Annotated in this window: 22 protein-coding genes, 1 pseudogene and 1 riboswitch; of the genes and pseudogenes, 10 read left to right on the top strand and 13 right to left on the bottom strand. The window is 64.8% G+C overall.

The annotated features are described in order from the left end of the window. The first annotated feature begins 410 nt into the window (after positions 1 to 410). A riboswitch (TPP riboswitch) is annotated at positions 411 to 514 on the top strand. A gap of 159 nt (positions 515 to 673) precedes the next feature. From VSX60_RS20315 to VSX60_RS20340, 6 genes are read left to right on the top strand one after another with little or no spacing between them, the layout of a single operon-like run. Beyond that, complete coding sequence (locus tag VSX60_RS20315; protein WP_327626076.1) at positions 674 to 1,420, top strand: ABC transporter permease; 747 nt, start codon at positions 674 to 676, stop codon at positions 1,418 to 1,420. A 32-nt stretch (positions 1,421 to 1,452) separates the two neighbouring features. Continuing rightward, entirely contained in the window at positions 1,453 to 2,412 is a 960-nt protein-coding gene (locus tag VSX60_RS20320) for an ABC transporter substrate-binding protein (RefSeq protein WP_327626077.1), read from the top strand. Next, the gene (locus VSX60_RS20325; RefSeq protein ID WP_327626078.1) at positions 2,409 to 3,149 is read left to right on the top strand and encodes a hydroxyethylthiazole kinase; all 741 of its coding nucleotides are present in this window, start codon (positions 2,409 to 2,411) and stop codon (positions 3,147 to 3,149) included. Before VSX60_RS20320 ends, VSX60_RS20325 begins: the two co-directional genes overlap by 4 nt. Continuing rightward, positions 3,136 to 3,798, top strand: a complete 663-nt coding sequence (gene thiE / locus VSX60_RS20330) for a thiamine phosphate synthase (RefSeq protein ID WP_327626079.1) — start codon at positions 3,136 to 3,138, stop codon at positions 3,796 to 3,798. Before VSX60_RS20325 ends, thiE begins: the two co-directional genes overlap by 14 nt. After that, a complete protein-coding gene (gene thiD / locus VSX60_RS20335) occupies positions 3,795 to 4,598 on the top strand; it encodes a bifunctional hydroxymethylpyrimidine kinase/phosphomethylpyrimidine kinase (protein WP_327626080.1) in 804 nt (267 codons plus the stop codon). The genes thiE and thiD overlap by 4 nt, the downstream gene beginning before the upstream one ends. 25 nt (positions 4,599 to 4,623) lie before the next feature. Next, on the top strand, positions 4,624 to 6,330 hold the full coding sequence (locus VSX60_RS20340; protein WP_327626081.1) for a TRAP transporter large permease subunit: 1,707 nt from the start codon (positions 4,624 to 4,626) through the stop codon (positions 6,328 to 6,330). A gap of 334 nt (positions 6,331 to 6,664) precedes the next feature. On the opposite strand, the gene VSX60_RS20345 is transcribed toward VSX60_RS20340, so the two are convergent. The 13 genes from VSX60_RS20345 to VSX60_RS20405 form a co-directional block, all read right to left on the bottom strand. Continuing rightward, complete coding sequence (locus VSX60_RS20345; protein ID WP_327626082.1) at positions 6,665 to 6,949, bottom strand: integrase core domain-containing protein; 285 nt, start codon at positions 6,947 to 6,949, stop codon at positions 6,665 to 6,667. 40 nt (positions 6,950 to 6,989) lie between these two features. After that, positions 6,990 to 7,682, bottom strand: coding sequence for a helix-turn-helix domain-containing protein (locus VSX60_RS20350; RefSeq protein ID WP_327626083.1), 693 nt, complete (start codon positions 7,680 to 7,682; stop codon positions 6,990 to 6,992). Positions 7,683 to 8,002: 320 nt separating this feature from the next. Continuing rightward, on the bottom strand, positions 8,003 to 9,955 hold the full coding sequence (locus tag VSX60_RS20355) for an aconitate hydratase (protein ID WP_327626084.1): 1,953 nt from the start codon (positions 9,953 to 9,955) through the stop codon (positions 8,003 to 8,005). 13 nt (positions 9,956 to 9,968) lie between these two features. Continuing rightward, entirely contained in the window at positions 9,969 to 10,217 is a 249-nt protein-coding gene (locus tag VSX60_RS20360) for a zinc-finger domain-containing protein (RefSeq protein WP_327626085.1), read from the bottom strand. Then, positions 10,207 to 10,419 (bottom strand): hypothetical protein, encoded by a 213-nt coding sequence (locus tag VSX60_RS20365; RefSeq protein WP_327626086.1) that lies wholly within the window; start codon positions 10,417 to 10,419, stop codon positions 10,207 to 10,209. Before VSX60_RS20365 ends, VSX60_RS20360 begins: the two co-directional genes overlap by 11 nt. Next, the gene (locus VSX60_RS20370; RefSeq protein WP_327626087.1) at positions 10,416 to 10,967 is read right to left on the bottom strand and encodes a NifU family protein; all 552 of its coding nucleotides are present in this window, start codon (positions 10,965 to 10,967) and stop codon (positions 10,416 to 10,418) included. Before VSX60_RS20370 ends, VSX60_RS20365 begins: the two co-directional genes overlap by 4 nt. 67 nt (positions 10,968 to 11,034) lie before the next feature. Beyond that, positions 11,035 to 12,024, bottom strand: coding sequence for a GTP 3',8-cyclase MoaA (gene moaA / locus VSX60_RS20375; RefSeq protein ID WP_327626088.1), 990 nt, complete (start codon positions 12,022 to 12,024; stop codon positions 11,035 to 11,037). Positions 12,025 to 12,149: 125 nt separating this feature from the next. Further along, entirely contained in the window at positions 12,150 to 12,599 is a 450-nt protein-coding gene (locus VSX60_RS20380; protein WP_327626089.1) for a secondary thiamine-phosphate synthase enzyme YjbQ, read from the bottom strand. 11 nt (positions 12,600 to 12,610) lie between these two features. After that, on the bottom strand, positions 12,611 to 12,994 hold the full coding sequence (locus VSX60_RS20385; RefSeq protein WP_327626090.1) for a rhodanese-like domain-containing protein: 384 nt from the start codon (positions 12,992 to 12,994) through the stop codon (positions 12,611 to 12,613). Between the two features lie 61 nt (positions 12,995 to 13,055). Continuing rightward, the gene (locus VSX60_RS20390) at positions 13,056 to 14,444 is read right to left on the bottom strand and encodes an NAD(P)/FAD-dependent oxidoreductase (RefSeq protein WP_327626091.1); all 1,389 of its coding nucleotides are present in this window, start codon (positions 14,442 to 14,444) and stop codon (positions 13,056 to 13,058) included. Beyond that, positions 14,441 to 14,845 (bottom strand): hypothetical protein, encoded by a 405-nt coding sequence (locus tag VSX60_RS20395; protein WP_327626092.1) that lies wholly within the window; start codon positions 14,843 to 14,845, stop codon positions 14,441 to 14,443. The genes VSX60_RS20390 and VSX60_RS20395 overlap by 4 nt, the downstream gene beginning before the upstream one ends. Continuing rightward, on the bottom strand, positions 14,845 to 15,165 hold the full coding sequence (locus VSX60_RS20400; protein WP_327626093.1) for a DUF6522 family protein: 321 nt from the start codon (positions 15,163 to 15,165) through the stop codon (positions 14,845 to 14,847). The genes VSX60_RS20395 and VSX60_RS20400 overlap by 1 nt, the downstream gene beginning before the upstream one ends. A gap of 2 nt (positions 15,166 to 15,167) precedes the next feature. After that, positions 15,168 to 15,770 (bottom strand): MarR family winged helix-turn-helix transcriptional regulator, encoded by a 603-nt coding sequence (locus tag VSX60_RS20405; RefSeq protein ID WP_327626094.1) that lies wholly within the window; start codon positions 15,768 to 15,770, stop codon positions 15,168 to 15,170. Positions 15,771 to 15,918: 148 nt separating this feature from the next. Between VSX60_RS20405 and VSX60_RS20410 the strand changes: the two genes are divergently transcribed. The 4 genes and pseudogenes from VSX60_RS20410 to VSX60_RS20425 form a co-directional block, all read left to right on the top strand. Beyond that, positions 15,919 to 16,341 (top strand): RrF2 family transcriptional regulator, encoded by a 423-nt coding sequence (locus tag VSX60_RS20410; RefSeq protein WP_327626095.1) that lies wholly within the window; start codon positions 15,919 to 15,921, stop codon positions 16,339 to 16,341. A gap of 149 nt (positions 16,342 to 16,490) precedes the next feature. Further along, positions 16,491 to 16,826, top strand: a complete 336-nt coding sequence (grxD, locus tag VSX60_RS20415; RefSeq protein ID WP_327626096.1) for a Grx4 family monothiol glutaredoxin — start codon at positions 16,491 to 16,493, stop codon at positions 16,824 to 16,826. 11 nt (positions 16,827 to 16,837) lie between these two features. Then, positions 16,838 to 17,185 (top strand): hypothetical protein, encoded by a 348-nt coding sequence (locus VSX60_RS20420; protein WP_327626097.1) that lies wholly within the window; start codon positions 16,838 to 16,840, stop codon positions 17,183 to 17,185. Position 17,186: 1 nt separating this feature from the next. Next, positions 17,187 to 17,681: pseudogene (locus tag VSX60_RS20425) on the top strand (2Fe-2S iron-sulfur cluster-binding protein); the annotation flags it as partial. Positions 17,682 to 17,764 lie beyond the last annotated feature (83 nt).

The following is a 17,764-nucleotide window of genomic DNA, read 5'->3' on the forward strand; positions in this document are numbered from 1 at the left end:
AACCCTCCTGCAATCGTCGCAGAAGAAAAATAGGTGGCCGACTTTTACGCCGCCCGAAGCGGGACTATCCCGCCGCTACCGTGGACTAATTTTGCACCGCCGCTCTCAGTCGGTGCCGAGATGATGAGGCGACGGTTGACATGCAGCGCCAGTACGAGGCCCGCGAGGCCGCACTCCTGCAGGACCTTCAACCAAGCCAGCAATCGACCGGAAATAACTCGCTCGATGCAAGGGCATGTCCGTCCGGATCATGATGCGGTCGTCTTGGATGCTGCCGAGGCTTTCGCTTTGGTGGCTGTGGACCTTCTTATTGATCGCAGCATTCCCTGGTGGATCGCCTCTTTCTCAAGCGATCGCTTTTGCTGCCTCTCGGCTGCGATTGACTTCTTTCCTGTGCCATCCCATCCTTGCACCCATCCGAGGGGTGCGCCGATAGGCGCTGAGATGGCGGTAGCGCCGAACCCTTGAACCTGATCCGGGTCATGCCGGCGTAGGAACGGGATTTGGACGCTTCAGCTTCATCAAGCCAGCTTTCGGTGCGGACGGATGTTCGTGCCGGGCATCCGGGCTTCGGGCTAGGCGGCATGGCCACCGGGATTGGCTGCGGTCGTGCGGTGCCCTGCCGCCTTGGCGACAGGGCGATGCCGGGGCGCGTGCGCAAGGGTCGCGGCGGATGAGCCGCATTCTGACGACGCTTTTCGCCGGGACGCTGGCCGTGCTCGTCCTCTGGCAGCTTTCGATCCTCATCCTCTCGCCACCGCACTTCATGCTGCCGGCGCCGCTCGACGTGTTCGCGACGCTGATCGACCGGCATGCCTTCCTTCTCCACCACGCCGGCATCACCCTCTTGGAGATCGTCCTCGGGCTGATCTTCGGGACGCTTGCGGGGATCGTCATCGCGCTGGCGGTCACGTCGCTGCCCGGCATGATGCAGGTCGTCTGGCCGGTGATCCTGGTGCTTCAGGCGCTGCCGGTCTTCGCGATCGCGCCGCTCCTCGTGCTCTGGTTCGGCTTCGGTCTCGCCTCCAAGGTGGTGATGGCCGGCCTCATCATCTTCTTTCCGGTGGCTTCCGCCTTTGCCGATGGCCTGCGCCGGACGGACCCGACGTTGCTGGAGGCCGCGGCGCTCTCGGGCGCCGACCGCTGGCAGATCTTGCGCCTGATTCGGATTCCGCTGGCGCTGCCCGGGCTCATTACCGGTTTACGCGTGGCCGCCCCGCTCGCTCCGCTCGGAGCGGTCATCGGCGAATGGGTGGGCGCCTCGGGAGGCCTCGGCTTCATCATGCTCCAGGCAAACGCTCGTATGCAGACCGACATCCTCTTTGCCGCGCTCCTCATCCTCGCGGTGTTGACGCTCGCCCTCCGGTTCCTCGTCGACGAACTCGCGGGGCTGCTCGTGCCCTGGGCGAAGGAGTCCTGAGCCCCATGCGAATATCTCGAAAGGAACTCCCGATGTTTAGAAGCCTAGCTGTTGCCACGAGCCTCATTCTGGCGCCCTTCGCCACCGTCTCCCAGGCACAGGAGCAGGGTGCGAGCCCGGAAAGGCTGACGGTGCTTCTGGAATGGTTCGTCAATCCCGACCATGCGCCGCTGGTCGTTGCCCAGGAACTCGGCTTCTTCGAGGATCTCGGCCTCGAGGTCGAACTGCTCGCCCCGTCCGATCCATCGGCGCCGCCGCGCCTGGTCGCCGCGAGCCAAGCCGAGATCGCCATCCACTACCAGCCGAACCTTTATCTCGACCACGCGGCGGGACTGCCGCTGAAGCGCTTCGGGACGCTGGTCGAGACGCCGCTGAACACCGTGACGGTGCTCGCCGACGGCGAGATCGAGAGCCTCGCCGATCTCAAGGGCAAGCGGGTCGGCTTCTCCGTCTCCGGCTTCGAGGACGTGATGCTCGGCCGCATGCTCGCCTCCGAAGGGGTCTCGGCAGAGGACATCGAGCTCGTCAACGTCAACTTCGCCCTGACCGCCTCGCTGATCGCCGGCCAAGTCGACGCCACGATCGGCGGCTTTCGCAATTTCGAGCCGACGCAGATGCGGCTTGCGGGGACCGAGGCGCGCTCGTTCTTTCCCGAGGAGCACGGCGTGCCGGCCTATGACGAGCTCATCTACATCACGCATGACGACCTCGTCGGCGACGACCGGCTGCCGCGCTTCCTGGAAGCGGTGGAGAAGGGCGCGATCCATCTGACCAACCATCCCGAGGAATCCTGGCAGCTCTTCGTCGAGGCCTATCCCGACCTTGACGACGAGCTGAACCGGCAGGCCTGGATCGACACGCTGCCACGCTTCGCCAAGCGCCCCGCCGCGCTCGACCGGGGCCGCTACGAGCGCTTCGGCGCGTTCCTGGCGGAGGCGGGACTGATCGAGGCCGCACCTGCGGTGGACGATCTGGCGGTGGTCGTCTGGTGACGGTCCATCCTGTCATCGAGGCGGCTGCGCGGCTGCTGGGCGAGGTGCGGGAGCGCCGCCCGAAGGTGCACTGCCTGACCAACAGCGTCGTGCAGAAGTTCACCGCCGACGGGCTCTCGGCGCTCGGCGCCGTTCCGTCCATGACGTCGAGTCTCGACGAGGTGGCCGATTTCGCGCGCCAGGCCGACGCGCTCCTCGTCAATCTCGGCACGCTCGATCCCGGTCGGCGCGAGGCGATCATGCTCGGGCTCGACACGTTCGAGACGACGGGCCGGCCCTGGGCGCTCGATCCCGTCCACTGCGAGCTCTCGCCGCTCCGGCTCGCCTTCGCGCGCCAGCTCCTTGCGCGCGGACCCGCGGTGACGCGCGGCAATGCCAAGGAGATCGCGGTTCTCGGCGAGGCGCCGCCCGGCACGATCGTCATCCAGACCGGGGCTTCCGATCTCGTCCGGCTTGCAGGCCGCGAGCTCGCTATTCGCAACGGTCATCCGCTGATGGCCGCGGTGACGGGGACGGGCTGCCTCTCTGGCGCGCTCATCGCCTCGTTTCTCGCGCTCGGGCAGGACCGGCTGACGGGCGCTGCAAGTGCGCTGCTCTTCCTCGGCGTCGCGGCCGAGATCGCGGCCGAGACCGCGCGCGGGCCCGGCACATTCGCCGCGGCGCTGCTCGATGCCGTCGCCAATGCGACGCCGGCGGACGTCATGGAACGGGGGAGGGTCGACGATGGCGCAGCTTGACTATCGCCTGAACCCGATCGTCGACGCGGGCGCCCTGCCTGGCGCCGATCTGCCGGCTCTGGCCCGCGAAGCGGCGCTGGGCGGCGCGACGCTGATCCAGTATCGCGACAAGCAAGCCTCGACGAGGCTGATGGTGGAGCGCGCAACGGCCATCCGCGTGGCTCTTGCAGGAACAGGCGTTCCCTTCGTCGTCAACGACCGGCTCGACGTCGCTTTGGCCTCGGGCGCCGACGGCGTCCATCTCGGACGGGACGACATGCGCCCCGAGGAGGCGCGCCGGCTCTGCCGCCCGGCGGCGATCATCGGCCTGACGGTGAAGAACGAGGCCGATGCGCGCGCCGCCGCCGCCGCTCCGATCGACTACGCCTGCGTCGGCGGCGTGTTCGCGACGCTGTCGAAGGACAATCCCGATCCGCCCGTCGGCCTCGAGGGCCTGTCGCGCCTCGTCGCGATCATCCGCGAGAGCCGGCCGGACCTGCCGGTCGGGGCGATCGCGGGCATCGAGCTTGCACAGGTTCCGCAGGTGATCGCGGCGGGGGCGGACGGGGTCGCGGCCATCTCCGCGATCTTCGAGACCGGCGATCCGCGGACTGCGGCACAGGCGTTTCGAGCGACCGTCGACGAAGCACTGAAGGGACGAGGATCATGACCGCCATCGCGCTGACCATCGCGGGCTCCGACAGCAGCGGCGGCGCCGGCATCCAGGCCGACCTCAAGACCTTCTCGGCCCTCGGTGTCTACGGGGCGAGCGTCATCACCGCCGTCACGGCGCAGAACACGCGTGGCGTCAGCGCGATCGAGACGCTGTCGCCGGCGATCGTCACGGCGCAGATCGACGCCGTGCTGTCGGACCTCAAGGTCGGCGCCGTCAAGATCGGCATGGCCTCCAACAAGGCCGTGATCGAGGCGATCGCCTCGGCGCTGCTGCGCCATGGCCGAACGGCGGTGCTGGATCCGGTCATGATCGCGACCTCCGGCGATCGCCTCCTGGAGGAGGACGCGGTCGCCGCGCTGAGGCGGGAACTGGTGCCGCTCGCCATGCTGGTGACGCCGAACCTGCCGGAAGCAGCCCTCCTGTCCGGATCGCCCATCGCCGAGGATGAAGCGACAATGGCGCGCCAGGCCGAGCGGATCATGGAGGCTGGCGCGCGTGCGGTCCTCATCAAGGGAGGGCATCTGAAGGGGCAGGAGAGCGTCGATCTCCTCTTCGACGGCGCGGCGGTCCATCGCTTTGCCGCGCGCCGTGTGACGACGACGCATGATCACGGCACCGGCTGCACGCTCGCAGCCGCCATCACCGCGCGACTTGCCAAAGGCGATGCGCTCGGCGACGCGGTCGCCTTCGCCAAGGAGTATCTCACGCAAGCGCTGGTTCGGGCGGACGAGCTCGATGTCGGGCAGGGGCGCGGCCCCGTCCATCATTTCCACCACTGGTGGCCGTCAGCTTAGGCCGCCGATGACCCGCTTGCCTCGCATGATTGCAACGAACGCCCTCGCCGGCCAGAGCCTGGCGTTGCGTCTCGCGACATGGCTGGAGCGGCTTTGCGGGCTGCTCGTCGGCGTCCTGCTCGCCGGGCTGCTCGGCGTCGTGCTCGCGGCCGTGGCGGCCCGCTATCTCTTCGGCTCCTCCATCGTCGGGGCCGAGGAACTGGCGCTGTGGCTGCATGTTGCGCTGGTCTTCGCCGGGCTGCCGCTGGTTTCCAACGGCGCGCTCGCCATGCGGCTCGACATCCTCGCCGGCCGGCTCGGGCGGCGAGGGCAGCTCGCCTGCGAGATCTTCGGCGACGCCGTCGTCGTCCACGCCTGCCTCGTCTTCCTGTTCGGGGCGAGAACGGTGATCGAGGAGATCGGCGGCGTCTCGACCGTCCTGGGCGCCCCCGAAGGCTGGCGCTTCGTCCCGGTCCTCTTCGGCGCCGGCGCCGCGGTGCTGCTCGGATGGCTGCGCGCCTGGGGACACGGGCGGGCGATCGCCGGAACGCTGGCGCTCCTGCTCGGCATCGGCCTCTATCTCGTCGCGAGCTTCAGTGCCTTCGAGCCGCTGGCAAGGCCGAGCGTCCTCGCCGGCGGCTTCGCCCTATTCGCGCTGCTGATCGGCGCGCCCTTGCCGCATTCGCTGATCGCCGCGGCCTCGCTCGCCATTCCCTTCGGTGCGCTCCTGCCGGAAGCCGCCATCGTGCAGAACAGCGTCGCGGGGATCGGCCGCTTCCTGCTGCTGGCGATCCCGTTCTTTCTCCTGGCCGGCGCCCTGATGACCGCCGGCGGCCTTGCCGAGCGCCTCGTCGCGCTGGCGGCGACCCTCGTCGGGCATCGTCGCGGCGGCATGGCGCAGACGACGCTCGTCACCAACCTGATGATCTCGGGCATGTCCGGCTCCTCGATCGCGGACGCCGCCTTCGGCGCCAAGGTCCTCGCGCCGGCGCTGGTGCAAAGCGGCTACCGGCCGGAGAGGGCGGCGGCGATCGTGGCGGCGACGTCCATTCTTCCCAACATCGTTCCTCCCTCGATCGCCTTCCTGATCCTGGCGGCCGCAACCGATCTTTCGGTCGGCTCGCTCTTTGCCGGCGGCCTCGCGGCGGGGTTCCTCATCTGCCTTGCGCTGGCGCTGGCGCTGTATCTGCTCTCCGGTTCCGTGCCTGGGGGAGCGAAGGCGGGGCAGGGTGCGCGCCGCAAGGCACTCCTTCGCGCCATGCCGGTCATCGGTCTTGCCCTCGTCATCCTCTTCGGCATCCGCTTCGGCGTGGTGACGACGACGGAGGCGGCCGGGCTTGCGGCGCTCTACGCGCTCCTCGTCGCCCTCTTCATCCGGAGAGGTGCCGGGGCCGGGACGCTGGCCGCAACCTTCGCCGAGGCAGGGCGCGAGGCGGCAGCCGTCGGCCTCCTGATCGGCACCGCTGCCCCCTTCGTCTTCATGCTGGCGGTGGACGGGCTGCCGCGCCTCGTCGTGGACCTCTTCGCCGGTGTCAGTGAGCCGCTGGCCGTGCTCCTCCTCGCCAATCTCGTCCTCCTCGTCGCCGACGAGCGCGCCTCTATGGAACAGGCGATCGCGGCCGGGGCCGAAATCGTCCAGCCCGCCGACCGCCAGGAATGGGTGGAGAGCGCCCGCACCGTCTGGGACGCCTTCGCCGACCAGCTCGGCGGAATGCAGCGCATCAAGGCGATCCGCGCTGAGGCGGCGCCTTAAGGCGGGGGCAGGATGTGCTCGTCCTAACAAACGGCATGAAGCCCATGCGACGCCATGAGCGCGCTTTGCTCGATCTCAGGAACACCTAAGGAGAGCGGCTGACGATCCGTTTAGTCTGGACCACCATCTCCGAACGATCCAAGAAGCCGAGCGCGGCCGGGGAAGCTTTGAGCCAGCGCTGGACGGCTTGCGCTGGTTGTCCGGGCCCGCAACCAGCTCAAATTGAATCCCATATTCCGCGTCGTAGAAGCGTGGGTTGCTCAGTGCAATTGGATGCAGTGGGCGGCTCAAACCTAACCATAATCCTGGGCCCACAACCTGTCCCTACTGAAAATTAGATCCGGACTAAGGAATTGTGCAGGCCACCGAGATGGGGAACGAATTGAAGCTGGCCTTGCCATTGGATTGGTCTGCGAAGCGGCGCATCTTTGTTCAATGAAAGATGCGTGCGGGTGCCGTTGTAATAGTCAGCGTAGGCGGTTAGCACGCGGCGGAGATGCACTTCGCCGAAGACGATGAGGTGGTCCAGGCACTCTCTGCGAACGGACCCGATCAGCCGTTCGACATAGGCGTTTTGCCATGGCGACCTGGGAGCCGTGGGGCGATCCCTGATACCCATGGCCCTGATCCGGCGCTTGAACACCGCTCCGTAGGCGCCATCACGATCGCGAACAAGGAAATCTGGCGCCGATTCCCAAGGTAAAGGCTTCGGAGATCTGGCGCGCGATCCAGTTGGCCGTTGGATTGGCGGTGACAGCAACATGAGCTAAGCGACGCCGGTCGTGGCGCAGGATGACCAAGCCAAACAGCAATTTGAAGGCTGCGGTAGGAACCACGACGAAATCGATCGACGCGATGCCCTCGGCGTGATTCCGAAGAAAGGTCTTCCAAGCTTGCGAAGGTGGGCGACTGTGCTTGATCATGTATTTCGCGACGGTCGACTGCGCCACCTCGATCCCGACCTTCAAGAGCTCGCCGTGAATCCGTGGCGCGCCCCACAGGGGATTGGCCAGGCTGACTTCGCGGATCAGGTCTCTGATTTCATTGGGGATCCCCGGCCGACCGGGCCGATGTCGGGACTCCCAGCGCCAGAACGCCTTGAAGCCACGCCGATGCCACCGCACCACCGTCTCAGGCTGGACAATGACGATCGAGTTCAGAACGCCCGGCCACAGCCGATAGAGCCAAACGAACAGGAGCCGATCTCCGCGTTGGAGCCGTAGACGCCGTGGCACCGAACGGCGCAGCACGGCCACTTGGTGCCGCAAGGCCAGATTCTCAGATTCCAGCCGCCTGCGCGACTTGAGCAGCAAGATTAGTTTCCACCACAGTGCTCTGGCCAGCCCGATCATCGATCGAGATCATGTCACGGTCCGCCGAGTCGAAGCGAATCTCATACGGATAGGTTTTTCGGTAGCGACAAGTGAAAGATCGGGCCCGGCAGCCGCTGTTTGGCAAGCAGCCGCATGTCTTCCAAATTGTTGCAGGACTGAAGTCGCCGGAACATGCGGGCAAAGTCTCCTTTAGGCGTTTGATCCTGTGCTTTGACGGTGCGATCTTTTCAGTGGAATGAAGGGAGGCACCATGCGCCCAGCACGGAGAAGGCTTTCAGGTCCACTTGTGCGACCGGCGGTGGTCAGCACGTTCGAGATGGGCGCGGAGCGGCTGTAGGTCATGGCTCCGTCGCCAATGATTTACGCCGCCAGTTGATAAGGCCTCCCTCCAGGATCACGGCAATCTGCTTGTCGGTGAGGTTGTGTCTGGTGCAAATCGAGTCCTTGCCTTCGACCTCAAGGCTGACGTCGTCGCCTGCCTTGAGCGTTCGATGCAGGTCGCGCACAACGAGGACGTCGCCTTGGTCAAGGCGCTCGTAGTCGCCCGTGTCGGCGAAAACAAGCGGCAGCACGCCGTAATTGACCAAATTCTGGCGATGGATGCGCGCGAAGCTTTTGACCAGCACAATCCTCAGGCCGAGATTGCGGGGTGCGATGGCCGCATGCTCGCGCGACGATCCCTGGCCGTAATTTTCACCCGCGATCACGGCATGTCCGGTGCTGCCGCGCACCGCGCGCGCTCGCTCCAGATAGGTCCTGTCGATACGCTCGAACGAGAAGTCGTCGATCTTCTGGATGTTCGACCGGTAAGGCAGCACCCTCGCGCCCGCCGGCATGATCTCGTCGGTCGAGACGTCGTCGCCCATCTTGAGGATCACCGGCAGCCCGAACGTGTCAGGCAGCGGGTCGAACTCGGGAAGCGACTTGATGTTCGGACCCTTGATCAATTCGACGGAACGCGACTCCTCCGGCGGCGGTGGTGCATCGAGCATCGCCATTGTCACGATAGTCTTCTCCGGATGCCTAAATCGCGGGCTGGGCATATCGAGTGATCGGGGATCGGTGATCTTGCCCGTAAGCGCCGAGGCGGCGGCGGTCTCGGGGGAGCACAGGAAAACCGAATCTTCCCTGGTCCCCGACCGGCCCGGAAAGTTGCGCGGCGTCGTCCGCAGCGAGTTGCGCCCGATTGCAGGCGCCTGACCCATGCCGATGCAACCGTTGCAGCCGGCCTGATGTATCCGCGCGCCGGCGGCCACCAGGGCGCCAAGCCGGCCGTCGGCGATCAGCATTTCCAGGAGTTGTCGAGAGGTGGGGTTGATGTCGAAGGAGATCACAGGCGGGACGGTCTTTCCGCGCACGATCTCCGCCACCACGGCAAAGTCCCGCCAGCCCGGATTGGCCGACGATCCGATATAAGCTTGGTAGATCTCTTCGCCCGCGATCTCGCTGACCGGCACCACGTTGCCCGGACTCGACGGTTTGGCGATCAGGGGTTCGAGACGGGACAGGTCAATCTCGTCGTGATGATCGTAGGCACAGCCGTCATCGGCCGCGAACTCGACCCAGTCCTCGTCCCTTCCCTCGCTGGCGAGGAAGCGCCTGACTTCTTCATCGGACGGGAAAACCGTGGTGGTCGCGCCAAGCTCGGCACCCATATTGGCGATCACATGCCGATCCATCGCGCTGAGGCCCGCCAGGCCCGGGCCATAGTATTCGATGATCTTGCCGACGCCGCCCGAGACTCCATGGCGGCGCAGCATCTCCAGGATCACATCCTTGGCGCTGACCCAGTCGGGCAGTTCGCCCACGAGCCTGACGCCGAAGATCTCGGGCATGGCCGTCGGAAAGGGCTCGCCCGACATGGCAAGCGCCACGTCGAGGCCGCCGGCCCCAATCGCCAACATGCCGAGCGCCCCCGCCGCCGGCGTGTGGCTGTCGGCGCCGAGGAGAGACTTGCCGGGTCTGCCGAAGCGCTGCATGTGCACCACATGGCTGATGCCGTTGCCCGGCCGCGAGTACCAGACGCCGAAGCGCCGGCAGGCGCTTTCGAGGAAGAGATGATCGTCCGGATTCAGATTGTCGATCTGCAGCAGATTGTGATCGACATACTGGACGCTGGCCTCGGTCTTCACCCGGTCGAGCCCGATCGCTTCCAGCGACAGCATGGCTAGGGTCCCCGTTGCGTCCTGGGTCAGGGTTTGGTCGATTCTGAGCTCAATCGGGGCGCCAGGAGTCATCTCTCCGTCGACCAGATGACTCTCGATGAGTTTTTGTGTCGCGTTCTCGGGCATCAAACCTTCCTACTCACTGTTCTAAGTCGTCCATGAAGATGCTGTCCGGCGGATCCGCCTCATGCGGTCCGAGCCGAGGGTCACAGCGGAACGAGGTCGCGCAATAAGGACAGAGGATCGTGTCCGCTGCGCCCATATTAAGGTAGACGTGCGGGTGGTCCTGGGGCGCGGAAGCACCGGCACACTTGAACTCTTTAACCCCGATTCGGATCTCCGGAACGCCCCGGTCGTTCTTGAACTTCGCATACCCGTCACCCGCCATCGCGTTTTGCCAACTCGTTTTCGATGATCCCTATTTCCGCAAACTGATGTTCCAACGAACGAGCCGTCAGGGTGCCGCTGCCGACCAGCTTCCGAAGTTCCGCAAGCTTTGTCTCAAGTTCCACTGTGGTGAACTTGGCCCAGGCATTCCCCTCTTTCGCCGCTGAATCTATCTTTGGGTAGGCGCGCTGTCTTTGCGTCATACCGGGCGCACTTCGATCACTTCCGGGATGTAATGCCGCAGCATGTTTTCGATCCCGGCCTTCAGGGTGGCTGTCGAGCTTGGACAGCCCGCGCAGGAGCCCTGCATGTGCAGGTAGACCACGCCGCGCTCGAAACCATGAAACAGGATATCACCGCCGTCCTGGGCGACGGCGGGGCGCACCCGCGTATCCAGCAGCTCTTTGATCTGGGTGACCAGTTCGTCCTCATCATCCGACTCGGCATGCCCGGACGTGCGCGCATCTGCGTTCAGCAGGGGCTGTCCGGACGTGAAATGCTCCATGATCGCGCCGAGGATCGCGGGCTTGATCAGCGTCCAGTCAATGTCGTCGGCCTTGGTGACGGTGATGAAGTCACCACCAAAAAACACGCCACAAACGCCGTCCACGTCGTAAAGCAGGCTTGCCAAAGGTGAGCGGGCGGCCTCTTCCCGTGTCGAAAAGTCCGCTGTGCCGTGGTCCATCACGGCGACGCCGGGAAGGAATTTCAATGTCGCCGGATTGGGCGTCTGTTCGGTTTGGATAAACATGTTTCAAATCTCCGTAATCGATAGTTGCTCAGGGTGCGAGCGGGGATATCGCAGGGCGCCCACGTGGCTATCCACCCGTGACACTCATATGCCTCGCAACCGCCGGCGACTTGGTGCGGCGGTCTATGACGAAGTCATGGCCCTTCGGCTTGCGGGCGATCGCCTCGTCCATGGCGGCCATGAGCAGATCGTCGTTGTCGGAGGCGCGAAGAGGTGCGCGGAGGTCCGCCGCGTCCTCCTGACCGAGGCACAGGTAGAGCGTACCGGTGCAGGTGAGGCGCACACGGTTGCAGGACTCACAGAAGTTGTGAGTCAGCGGCGTAATGAAGCCGAGTCGACCGCCGGTCTCGCGAATACGAACATATCTGGCCGGCCCGCCGGTCTTGTAGTCGATGTCGTCCAGAGTCCAGCGCTCGGCGAGTTTCGCCCGCAGCAATGAAAGCGGCAGATACTGATCCGTGCGGTCTCCATCGATATCGCCGAGCGGCATGGTCTCGATCACCGTGAAATCCATGCCGCGGCCATGCGCCCATGCGATCATCTCGGGCAGTTCGTGCTCGTTCGTTCCCTTGAGCGCCACGGCATTGATCTTGACCTTGAGACCGGCTTCCTGGGCTGCGTCGATCCCGCCCAGAACCTTGTCCAGCTTGCCCCAGCGCGTGATCTTGTGGAACTTCTCGGGATCGCGTGTGTCCAGGGAGATGTTCACGCGCCTGACGCCAGCGGCGTACAGATCGCCAGCGAAGCGCGAGAGCTGCGAGCCATTGGTCGTCAGCGTGACCTCGTCGAGCGCGCCGCGCTCCACATGGCGTCCGAGGCGCCGGAACAGCCACAGGACGTTCCGGCGAACGAGTGGTTCGCCGCCGGTGAGACGCAGCTTGCGGACGCCGCGACGTACAAAGGCGGAGCACAGCTGGTCGAGCTCTTCGAGCGTGAGCAGTTCCGCCTTGGGCAAGAACGTCATGTTCTCGGCCATGCAATAGACGCAGCGAAAGTCGCAGCGATCGGTCACGGAAACACGCAGATACGTGATGGTGCGCTCGAACGGGTCGATCATGGGCCCTTCCGGACGCGACGAGATCACCGCCGGGTAAATTGGAGGGGTTGTCGGTGCCGTTTGGGCTCTATCGAAATGGGTCATCGTCTTGCCTTCTCGCCTAACGGAAGATGGGCGCTGCGTCCTCATTGGCCTTCGAAATGGAGAACGACCTCGCGGGCTCGGGGCGTCCGCCGATGCTCGAACAGGAAGATGCCCTGGTAACGGCCCAGCAGCAGTTCTCCGGCGCAGATCGGAACGGCAAGGTGCGTCTGGGTCAGTGCGCCCTTGATGTGGGCCGGCATGTCGTCGGCGCCCTCGGCGTCGTGACGGTAAAGGGCGGTGTCTTCCGGCGCCTGCGCGGCGAAGAAGTCCTCCAGATCGCGCAGCACGTCCGGGTCGTGGTTCTCCTGAATGAGGAGCGAGGCGGAGGTGTGGCGCAGATAGAGGGTCAACAGCCCCACGGTAACGGTTTGTCCTTCGAGCCAAGCCAGGATATCCCCCGTGACCTCGTGGAGCCCCTGATTCGGCGCGGTCACGGTGAGGCGATCCTGGGCGAATTTTTTGACGTGAAACAGGGCTGTCATCGCATCCATATCCGTCTTTCCTAATAGCGCGGCATGCCGGGCTCCACGAGCCGGGCCCAGGCATCGATCCCGCCGGCCAGGTTCCAGGCATTGTCAAAGCCGCAGTTGCGCAGGAAATCCGCCACCATGGCGCTGCGCACCCCGTGATGGCAGACAACGACGAGCGGGTGCCCGCGCGGCAAGGTCTCGACGCTTTGCGGAACCTCTTGCATCGGCATCGAGACGCTGTGCCCGATGCTGCAGATCGCCAGTTCGGCCGGCTCGCGGATGTCGAGAACGGTGTGGGCGGCCCCCTCGGCACGCATCCGGGCCAGGGCGTGAACATCGATATCGCAACCGGCGCTTTGCGTTTGATCCGTTCCCGCGATGTCCTTGTCCGTCCGACGCTCCGTCTGATTGAACATGTTGCAACTGTCCTTGTTCGATGAGTCCTGTGGTTTCCCAGTTACAGGTGTCGTTCGGCGATCACGCCGCTTCTTGCCCGTCGTCAGATAACGGCGCGTTATTGGTGTGCGTGTCTGTTTGGTCGCTTTCGGGTCGCGCCCGAGTGCCGGTGATCAGCCGCGCGCCGCGCTCGAAGGTGACGTAGGACCAGAGCCACTGCGTTGTGACGAGCAGCCGGTTGCGCAGGCTGATGAGGAAATAAATATGGGCAACGCCCCAAATCCACCATGCAAGCCGGCCCTTGATACGCAGACTTTTGTACACGATGACAGCCGCCTGGCGCCCGACCGTGGCGAGCTGGCCACGATCGCGGTAGTGGAAGGGCGGCGGTGCGGCCTTGCCGGCGGCCCGCGCCTTGATCGCGTCGGCCACATAGGCGCCCTGCTGCTTGGCGACAGGGGCGATGCCGGGCAGAGCTGCGCCGGCGGCATCACGGGCGAGCGCCGTGTCGCCGATGACGAAAACATCCTCCGCACCCGGTGGTTTGAGGGTTGGCCCGACCGGGACGTGACCGGCGCGATCGGCTTCCAACCCGAGCCAGTCGGCGGCCGGCGAGGCCTTGACACCGGCGGCCCAGATCACTGTAGCCGCCAACACGGTTTCGTCGCCTAGGGTGACGCCGGCCGCATCGCAATCTGTCACGGCGCACCCCAGTCGGACATCCACGCCCAGGCGGGCAAGCGCGTCGGCGGCGTAGCGAGACAGGTGCTCCGGAAAGCTCGCAAGCAGCCTAGGGCCAGCCTCGACCAGCACCACATGGGTCTTTCCGGGATCGATGGCGCGGAAGTCGGCCGCAAGCGCCTTGCGCGCCAGTTCCGCCACGGCTCCCGCCATTTCGACGCCGGTCGGTCCGCCGCCGACGATGACGATTGTCAAGAGCCGGCGGTGTTTTTCGGGGTCGCGCTCCATCTCGGCGCGCTCGAACGCCAGAAGCAGACGGCGGCGGATCTCCGTTGCGTCGTCGATCGCCTTCAGACCCGGCGCGTAGGCGGCCCAGTTGTCGTTACCGAAATAGCCGTGCGCCGCGCCGGTCGCGAGCACGAGAATGTCGTAGCCGATCTCGCGATCGCCCAAGATGACACATTTGCGGGCTCGATCGACGCCGGTGACGTCGCCGAGCAGGACGCGGGTGTTCTTCTGCCGACGGACGAGCCGGCGAATGGGCCAGGCGATGTCCGCCGGCGACAGCCCCGCCGTAGCCACCTGATAGAGCAGCGGCTGGAAGAGATGGTGATTCTCGCGGTCGATCAGCGTGACGTCTACGGACGCTTTGGCGAGGTTCCTGGCGGCCGTAAGTCCACCGAAGCCGGCGCCGACAATGACCACGCGAGGTCGTCGGTCCTCGACCTTGCGGTCTGACGCCAAGTGCGTCTGGTCTTGCTTCGCGGGCGCCGTGAAAAAAGAGGTCATGCGACGTCATCCGTCTCTGTGGCTTCGGCGGCGGCGCGCCAGAATGCGACGGCCGCATCGAACTCTGCCGCGTAAAACGCCGGGGCCCCCGGTCCCGAAGGATCGCCGCCGAAGCGCCCAAGCCGCTGCGCGGTATTGAAAAAGCCCGGCGCCGGCAATCCGCCCCGCGCCTTGCTGACCACGAGCGCCGCAATCAATGGGCGGCCCGCGGCGGCATCCTCCGCCATGAGGTATTCGAGTGCGACCGTGACCTGATGGATCGTGTTCGGCGGCGTCAGGTCCAAGGCCTTGGCGAGCGCTTGATAGGTGATTGGAGTGGCCTGCCCGGCGATTCGGCAAAGATGCGTCCGGACTCGCGAAGTCAGCGCGCTAGTCGCGGTCGTGGCGGCATTGTCGGGCATCACGACGCGTCCCTCGCCAAGTCGAGCAGACTGAACGGATCCTTCGCGCGGGCCGGCTTGCCGGCCGGTACGGGATCCTCGACAAGCGTCTCGTCGGCTTCCACCACCACGCGCCATACGCGGGCGCGATAGCGGAAGGTGAGGCGCATCCGACCCGCGTCCTCGTCGAGCCCGGTCTCAGCGACGCTGGTGACGAGGCCCTTGGCCATTTTGTCTTTCAGAGCCTCAGCGGAGAGACCGAGCTTGGGTGCCAGAGCCTCGGCATCGATGGTGACATCACCGTCGACGATACTGAGGATTTCCGGGGAAAGCTCGGCCATCTCTACACGGCTCCGACGCCGGGGGGCCGTGGGGGCACGGCCTTGCCGGTGGCGAAGTTGATGCAGAGCTCGTCCAGCTCCTCTTCAATGAGCGGCTCTTTCAAAAATCCGCATGCATAGGGCGCCAGCCCTTCCTGGCAACATCCGTCGCCTTCAAAATGCGCGCAATTTTCGCAGGTGCCGAAGGGGGGCTTGCCTGTCTCCGAGGCCAGGTGGCCCAGCATGCGCTGAATACCGTTGGAAAATTGGCCGCGGACGCCGGGGGGGAGAGCGTCCGCGGCCCGCGCCAGGGCTTCGAGGGGGTCTTTGGCGAGCATGGCCCTGGCCTTGTCCGCGAGGTCCAATCGGACGCTGCGGCCATCGGTATCGGATCGGGTCTGTAGCAGATAGCCCTGCGCAACCAGGCTCTTGATCGCCTGGGAGGCCGTCCCTCTGGTCGTGCCGTGAAACGCGGCGAAGGCCGATGGTGTTCGGGAAAAGCGATTGGCGCGCGCGAAGTATCTGAGCACGGCCCATTGGCCCGGCGTCAGCCCCTCGACGAGACCGTCTCCGGACGCGATACGCCCAAGATGGACGACCAACTCAGCGATGACGCGACTGTCCATTTCAGCCTCCTTCTGCCTGCCCCTCATCCTCGCAGGGTCATATAATAGCGATTCCCAACTATATTGACAAGATGGTAGTTTGGAATCCATACTAAACTGGTTCGATTTCGATACTAAGTGGCACCAGTGAAGCGGAGGTGGAGACAAGATGCAAATCAGCAGCAGCGCCTATATGGGTGTCGAGACCTTGGTGCGCCTGGCAGCGCAGAGGGGAGACACTTTCTGTACGACGCAAGGCCTCGCCGACTGGATCAACCGATCCGTGTCGTACACGGAAACCCTCATGGCGCGGCTGCGCATAGCTGGCCTGGTCAGGGCGAGACATGGCCCCGGTGGCGGCTACACCCTCGCCAGACCTGCCCACCGGATCACCGTGGCCGAAGTCTTTCAGGCCTTCGACGAGCCGCATGACTGGCCCCACCGTCCCCTGAACGCCGTCACGCTCGAACCCGAGGCGATCCAGATTCTTCATGGCACGGACCTTCTGTGGGAGTCGCTCAAAGCCACATCCTGCTGGTCCTGGATCAGATATCGCTGGCCGATATTGCGCGGGAGAGCGCCGGTGAATTGAGCAGCGACGAAGCCGAACCCGCCGCCGCCATGGAGCCGCACACGGAGTCGATGAGCGTGCACTGATCGCAGTGTCAGTCCGCACCAAAACGCCGGCCGGGTCATTCCTGCCGGCATTGTCAACAATGAGGCCCAAAAAGGAGGAAGGATATGACGACAAAGCAGGCGCTTGAGCAGATTGGCGCCACTCTTGCCGCCAACGACGTAGTGCTGTTCATGAAGGGCACGCCCGACGCCCCCCAATGCGGGTTTTCGGCCGCCGTGACCAAGGTCCTGTCTCAGCTCGGCGTGCCGTTCACGCCTGTGAACGTTCTTGAAGACGACGCGCTGCGCCAGGGCATCAAGGACCATGCGAATTGGCCGACGATCCCGCAGCTCTACGTCAAGGGTGAATTGATTGGCGGCTGCGACATCGTTCGCGAAATGCACAAGAGCGGTGAACTGCGGCCGCTGCTGCAGGACAAAGGCGTGACCCTGTCGGGATAGGGGAAAGTGGTATGTACCAAGATTTAGCCGCACAGGCGCTCACGGCACAAATTGGTGTTGAGACAGACGAAGACCGGCAGGGGTCGGCCTTTCGACCCCTTTTGCTGACGGCCGATCCGGACACAGGTCCGGCTGCGAGAACTGCACTGGTATTCTTCCCTGTCGTGCTGCGCGGTGACGGTGGTCCTGTCATCCCGTTCGGCAGATACGATCTTATGCTGCCCGAATACACATCATGGTCTTGGGGCAAGGCGCCTCGCCAGGCGGTGTTGGTGAGCCGGGACGGCGGAGCGCACATCGTTTTATCTACGCAGCAGTTGGACGCCTTCACGCAAGACCCCGACGTCGAAATCATCTGAGATGGTACAGCTCCGCCTCCCGGCCGATTCAAGGGTGACCGCCGGCCGCATCTGGCCGCAACCGATCGGCGCCGCGAGAACCAAGACTTTCAAAGTGTATCGCTGGAATCCGGATGACGGCCGGAATCCGCGCATAGACACCTACGAGGTGGATATCGACACCTGTGGGCCGATGGTTTTGGACGCGCTGATCAAGATCAAGAACGAGATCGATTCGACCCTGACCTTCCGCCGCTCGTGCCGCGAGGGCATCTGCGGTTCCTGTGCATTCAATATCGACGGCACCAACACGCTGGCCTGTATTAAGCCGATCGCCGAGATCAGAAAGGCTGTGAAGGTCTACCCGTTGCCGCATATGCCGGTGATCAAGGACTTGGTGCCCGATTTGACCCACGCCCTTGCGCAATACGCGTCGATCGAACCCTGGCTCAAGACGGTCACACCCTTGCCCGAGCGGGAGCGGCTGCAAAGTCCGGAGGACCGTGCCAGGCTCGACTATCGAGCGGCGACTAGCCTGAGCGGTTCCGCGACAACTACGATAAGCGGTCGGTCTCCGGCTTTGTGAGGGCGTAGCCCGAT

This window comes from Aurantimonas sp. A3-2-R12, from assembly GCF_036016755.1.
In the GTDB taxonomy this organism is placed as follows: Bacteria; Pseudomonadota; Alphaproteobacteria; order Rhizobiales; family Rhizobiaceae; genus Aurantimonas; species Aurantimonas coralicida_A.

What these genes read in the sequence shown, in the direction of transcription:
- thiE (WP_327626079.1), top strand. Translation starts at nt 3,136, where the DNA reads ATGGCGCAGCTTGACTATCGCCTGAACCCGATCGTCGACGCGGGCGCC.
- VSX60_RS20400 (WP_327626093.1), bottom strand. Translation starts at nt 15,165, where the DNA reads ATGGCCGAGCTTTCCCCGGAAATCCTCAGTATCGTCGACGGTGATGTC.
- VSX60_RS20355 (WP_327626084.1), bottom strand. Translation starts at nt 9,955, where the DNA reads ATGCCCGAGAACGCGACACAAAAACTCATCGAGAGTCATCTGGTCGAC.
- VSX60_RS20395 (WP_327626092.1), bottom strand. Translation starts at nt 14,845, where the DNA reads ATGCCCGACAATGCCGCCACGACCGCGACTAGCGCGCTGACTTCGCGA.
- grxD (WP_327626096.1), top strand. Translation starts at nt 16,491, where the DNA reads ATGACGACAAAGCAGGCGCTTGAGCAGATTGGCGCCACTCTTGCCGCC.
- VSX60_RS20340 (WP_327626081.1), top strand. Translation starts at nt 4,624, where the DNA reads ATGATTGCAACGAACGCCCTCGCCGGCCAGAGCCTGGCGTTGCGTCTC.
- VSX60_RS20350 (WP_327626083.1), bottom strand. Translation starts at nt 7,682, where the DNA reads ATGATCGGGCTGGCCAGAGCACTGTGGTGGAAACTAATCTTGCTGCTC.
- VSX60_RS20360 (WP_327626085.1), bottom strand. Translation starts at nt 10,217, where the DNA reads ATGGCGGGTGACGGGTATGCGAAGTTCAAGAACGACCGGGGCGTTCCG.
- VSX60_RS20370 (WP_327626087.1), bottom strand. Translation starts at nt 10,967, where the DNA reads ATGTTTATCCAAACCGAACAGACGCCCAATCCGGCGACATTGAAATTC.
- VSX60_RS20410 (WP_327626095.1), top strand. Translation starts at nt 15,919, where the DNA reads ATGCAAATCAGCAGCAGCGCCTATATGGGTGTCGAGACCTTGGTGCGC.
- VSX60_RS20315 (WP_327626076.1), top strand. Translation starts at nt 674, where the DNA reads ATGAGCCGCATTCTGACGACGCTTTTCGCCGGGACGCTGGCCGTGCTC.
- VSX60_RS20380 (WP_327626089.1), bottom strand. Translation starts at nt 12,599, where the DNA reads ATGGATGCGATGACAGCCCTGTTTCACGTCAAAAAATTCGCCCAGGAT.
- VSX60_RS20320 (WP_327626077.1), top strand. Translation starts at nt 1,453, where the DNA reads ATGTTTAGAAGCCTAGCTGTTGCCACGAGCCTCATTCTGGCGCCCTTC.
- thiD (WP_327626080.1), top strand. Translation starts at nt 3,795, where the DNA reads ATGACCGCCATCGCGCTGACCATCGCGGGCTCCGACAGCAGCGGCGGC.
- moaA (WP_327626088.1), bottom strand. Translation starts at nt 12,024, where the DNA reads ATGATCGACCCGTTCGAGCGCACCATCACGTATCTGCGTGTTTCCGTG.
- VSX60_RS20345 (WP_327626082.1), bottom strand. Translation starts at nt 6,949, where the DNA reads ATGGGTATCAGGGATCGCCCCACGGCTCCCAGGTCGCCATGGCAAAAC.
- VSX60_RS20385 (WP_327626090.1), bottom strand. Translation starts at nt 12,994, where the DNA reads ATGTTCAATCAGACGGAGCGTCGGACGGACAAGGACATCGCGGGAACG.
- VSX60_RS20365 (WP_327626086.1), bottom strand. Translation starts at nt 10,419, where the DNA reads ATGACGCAAAGACAGCGCGCCTACCCAAAGATAGATTCAGCGGCGAAA.
- VSX60_RS20405 (WP_327626094.1), bottom strand. Translation starts at nt 15,770, where the DNA reads ATGGACAGTCGCGTCATCGCTGAGTTGGTCGTCCATCTTGGGCGTATC.
- VSX60_RS20390 (WP_327626091.1), bottom strand. Translation starts at nt 14,444, where the DNA reads ATGACCTCTTTTTTCACGGCGCCCGCGAAGCAAGACCAGACGCACTTG.
- VSX60_RS20420 (WP_327626097.1), top strand. Translation starts at nt 16,838, where the DNA reads ATGTACCAAGATTTAGCCGCACAGGCGCTCACGGCACAAATTGGTGTT.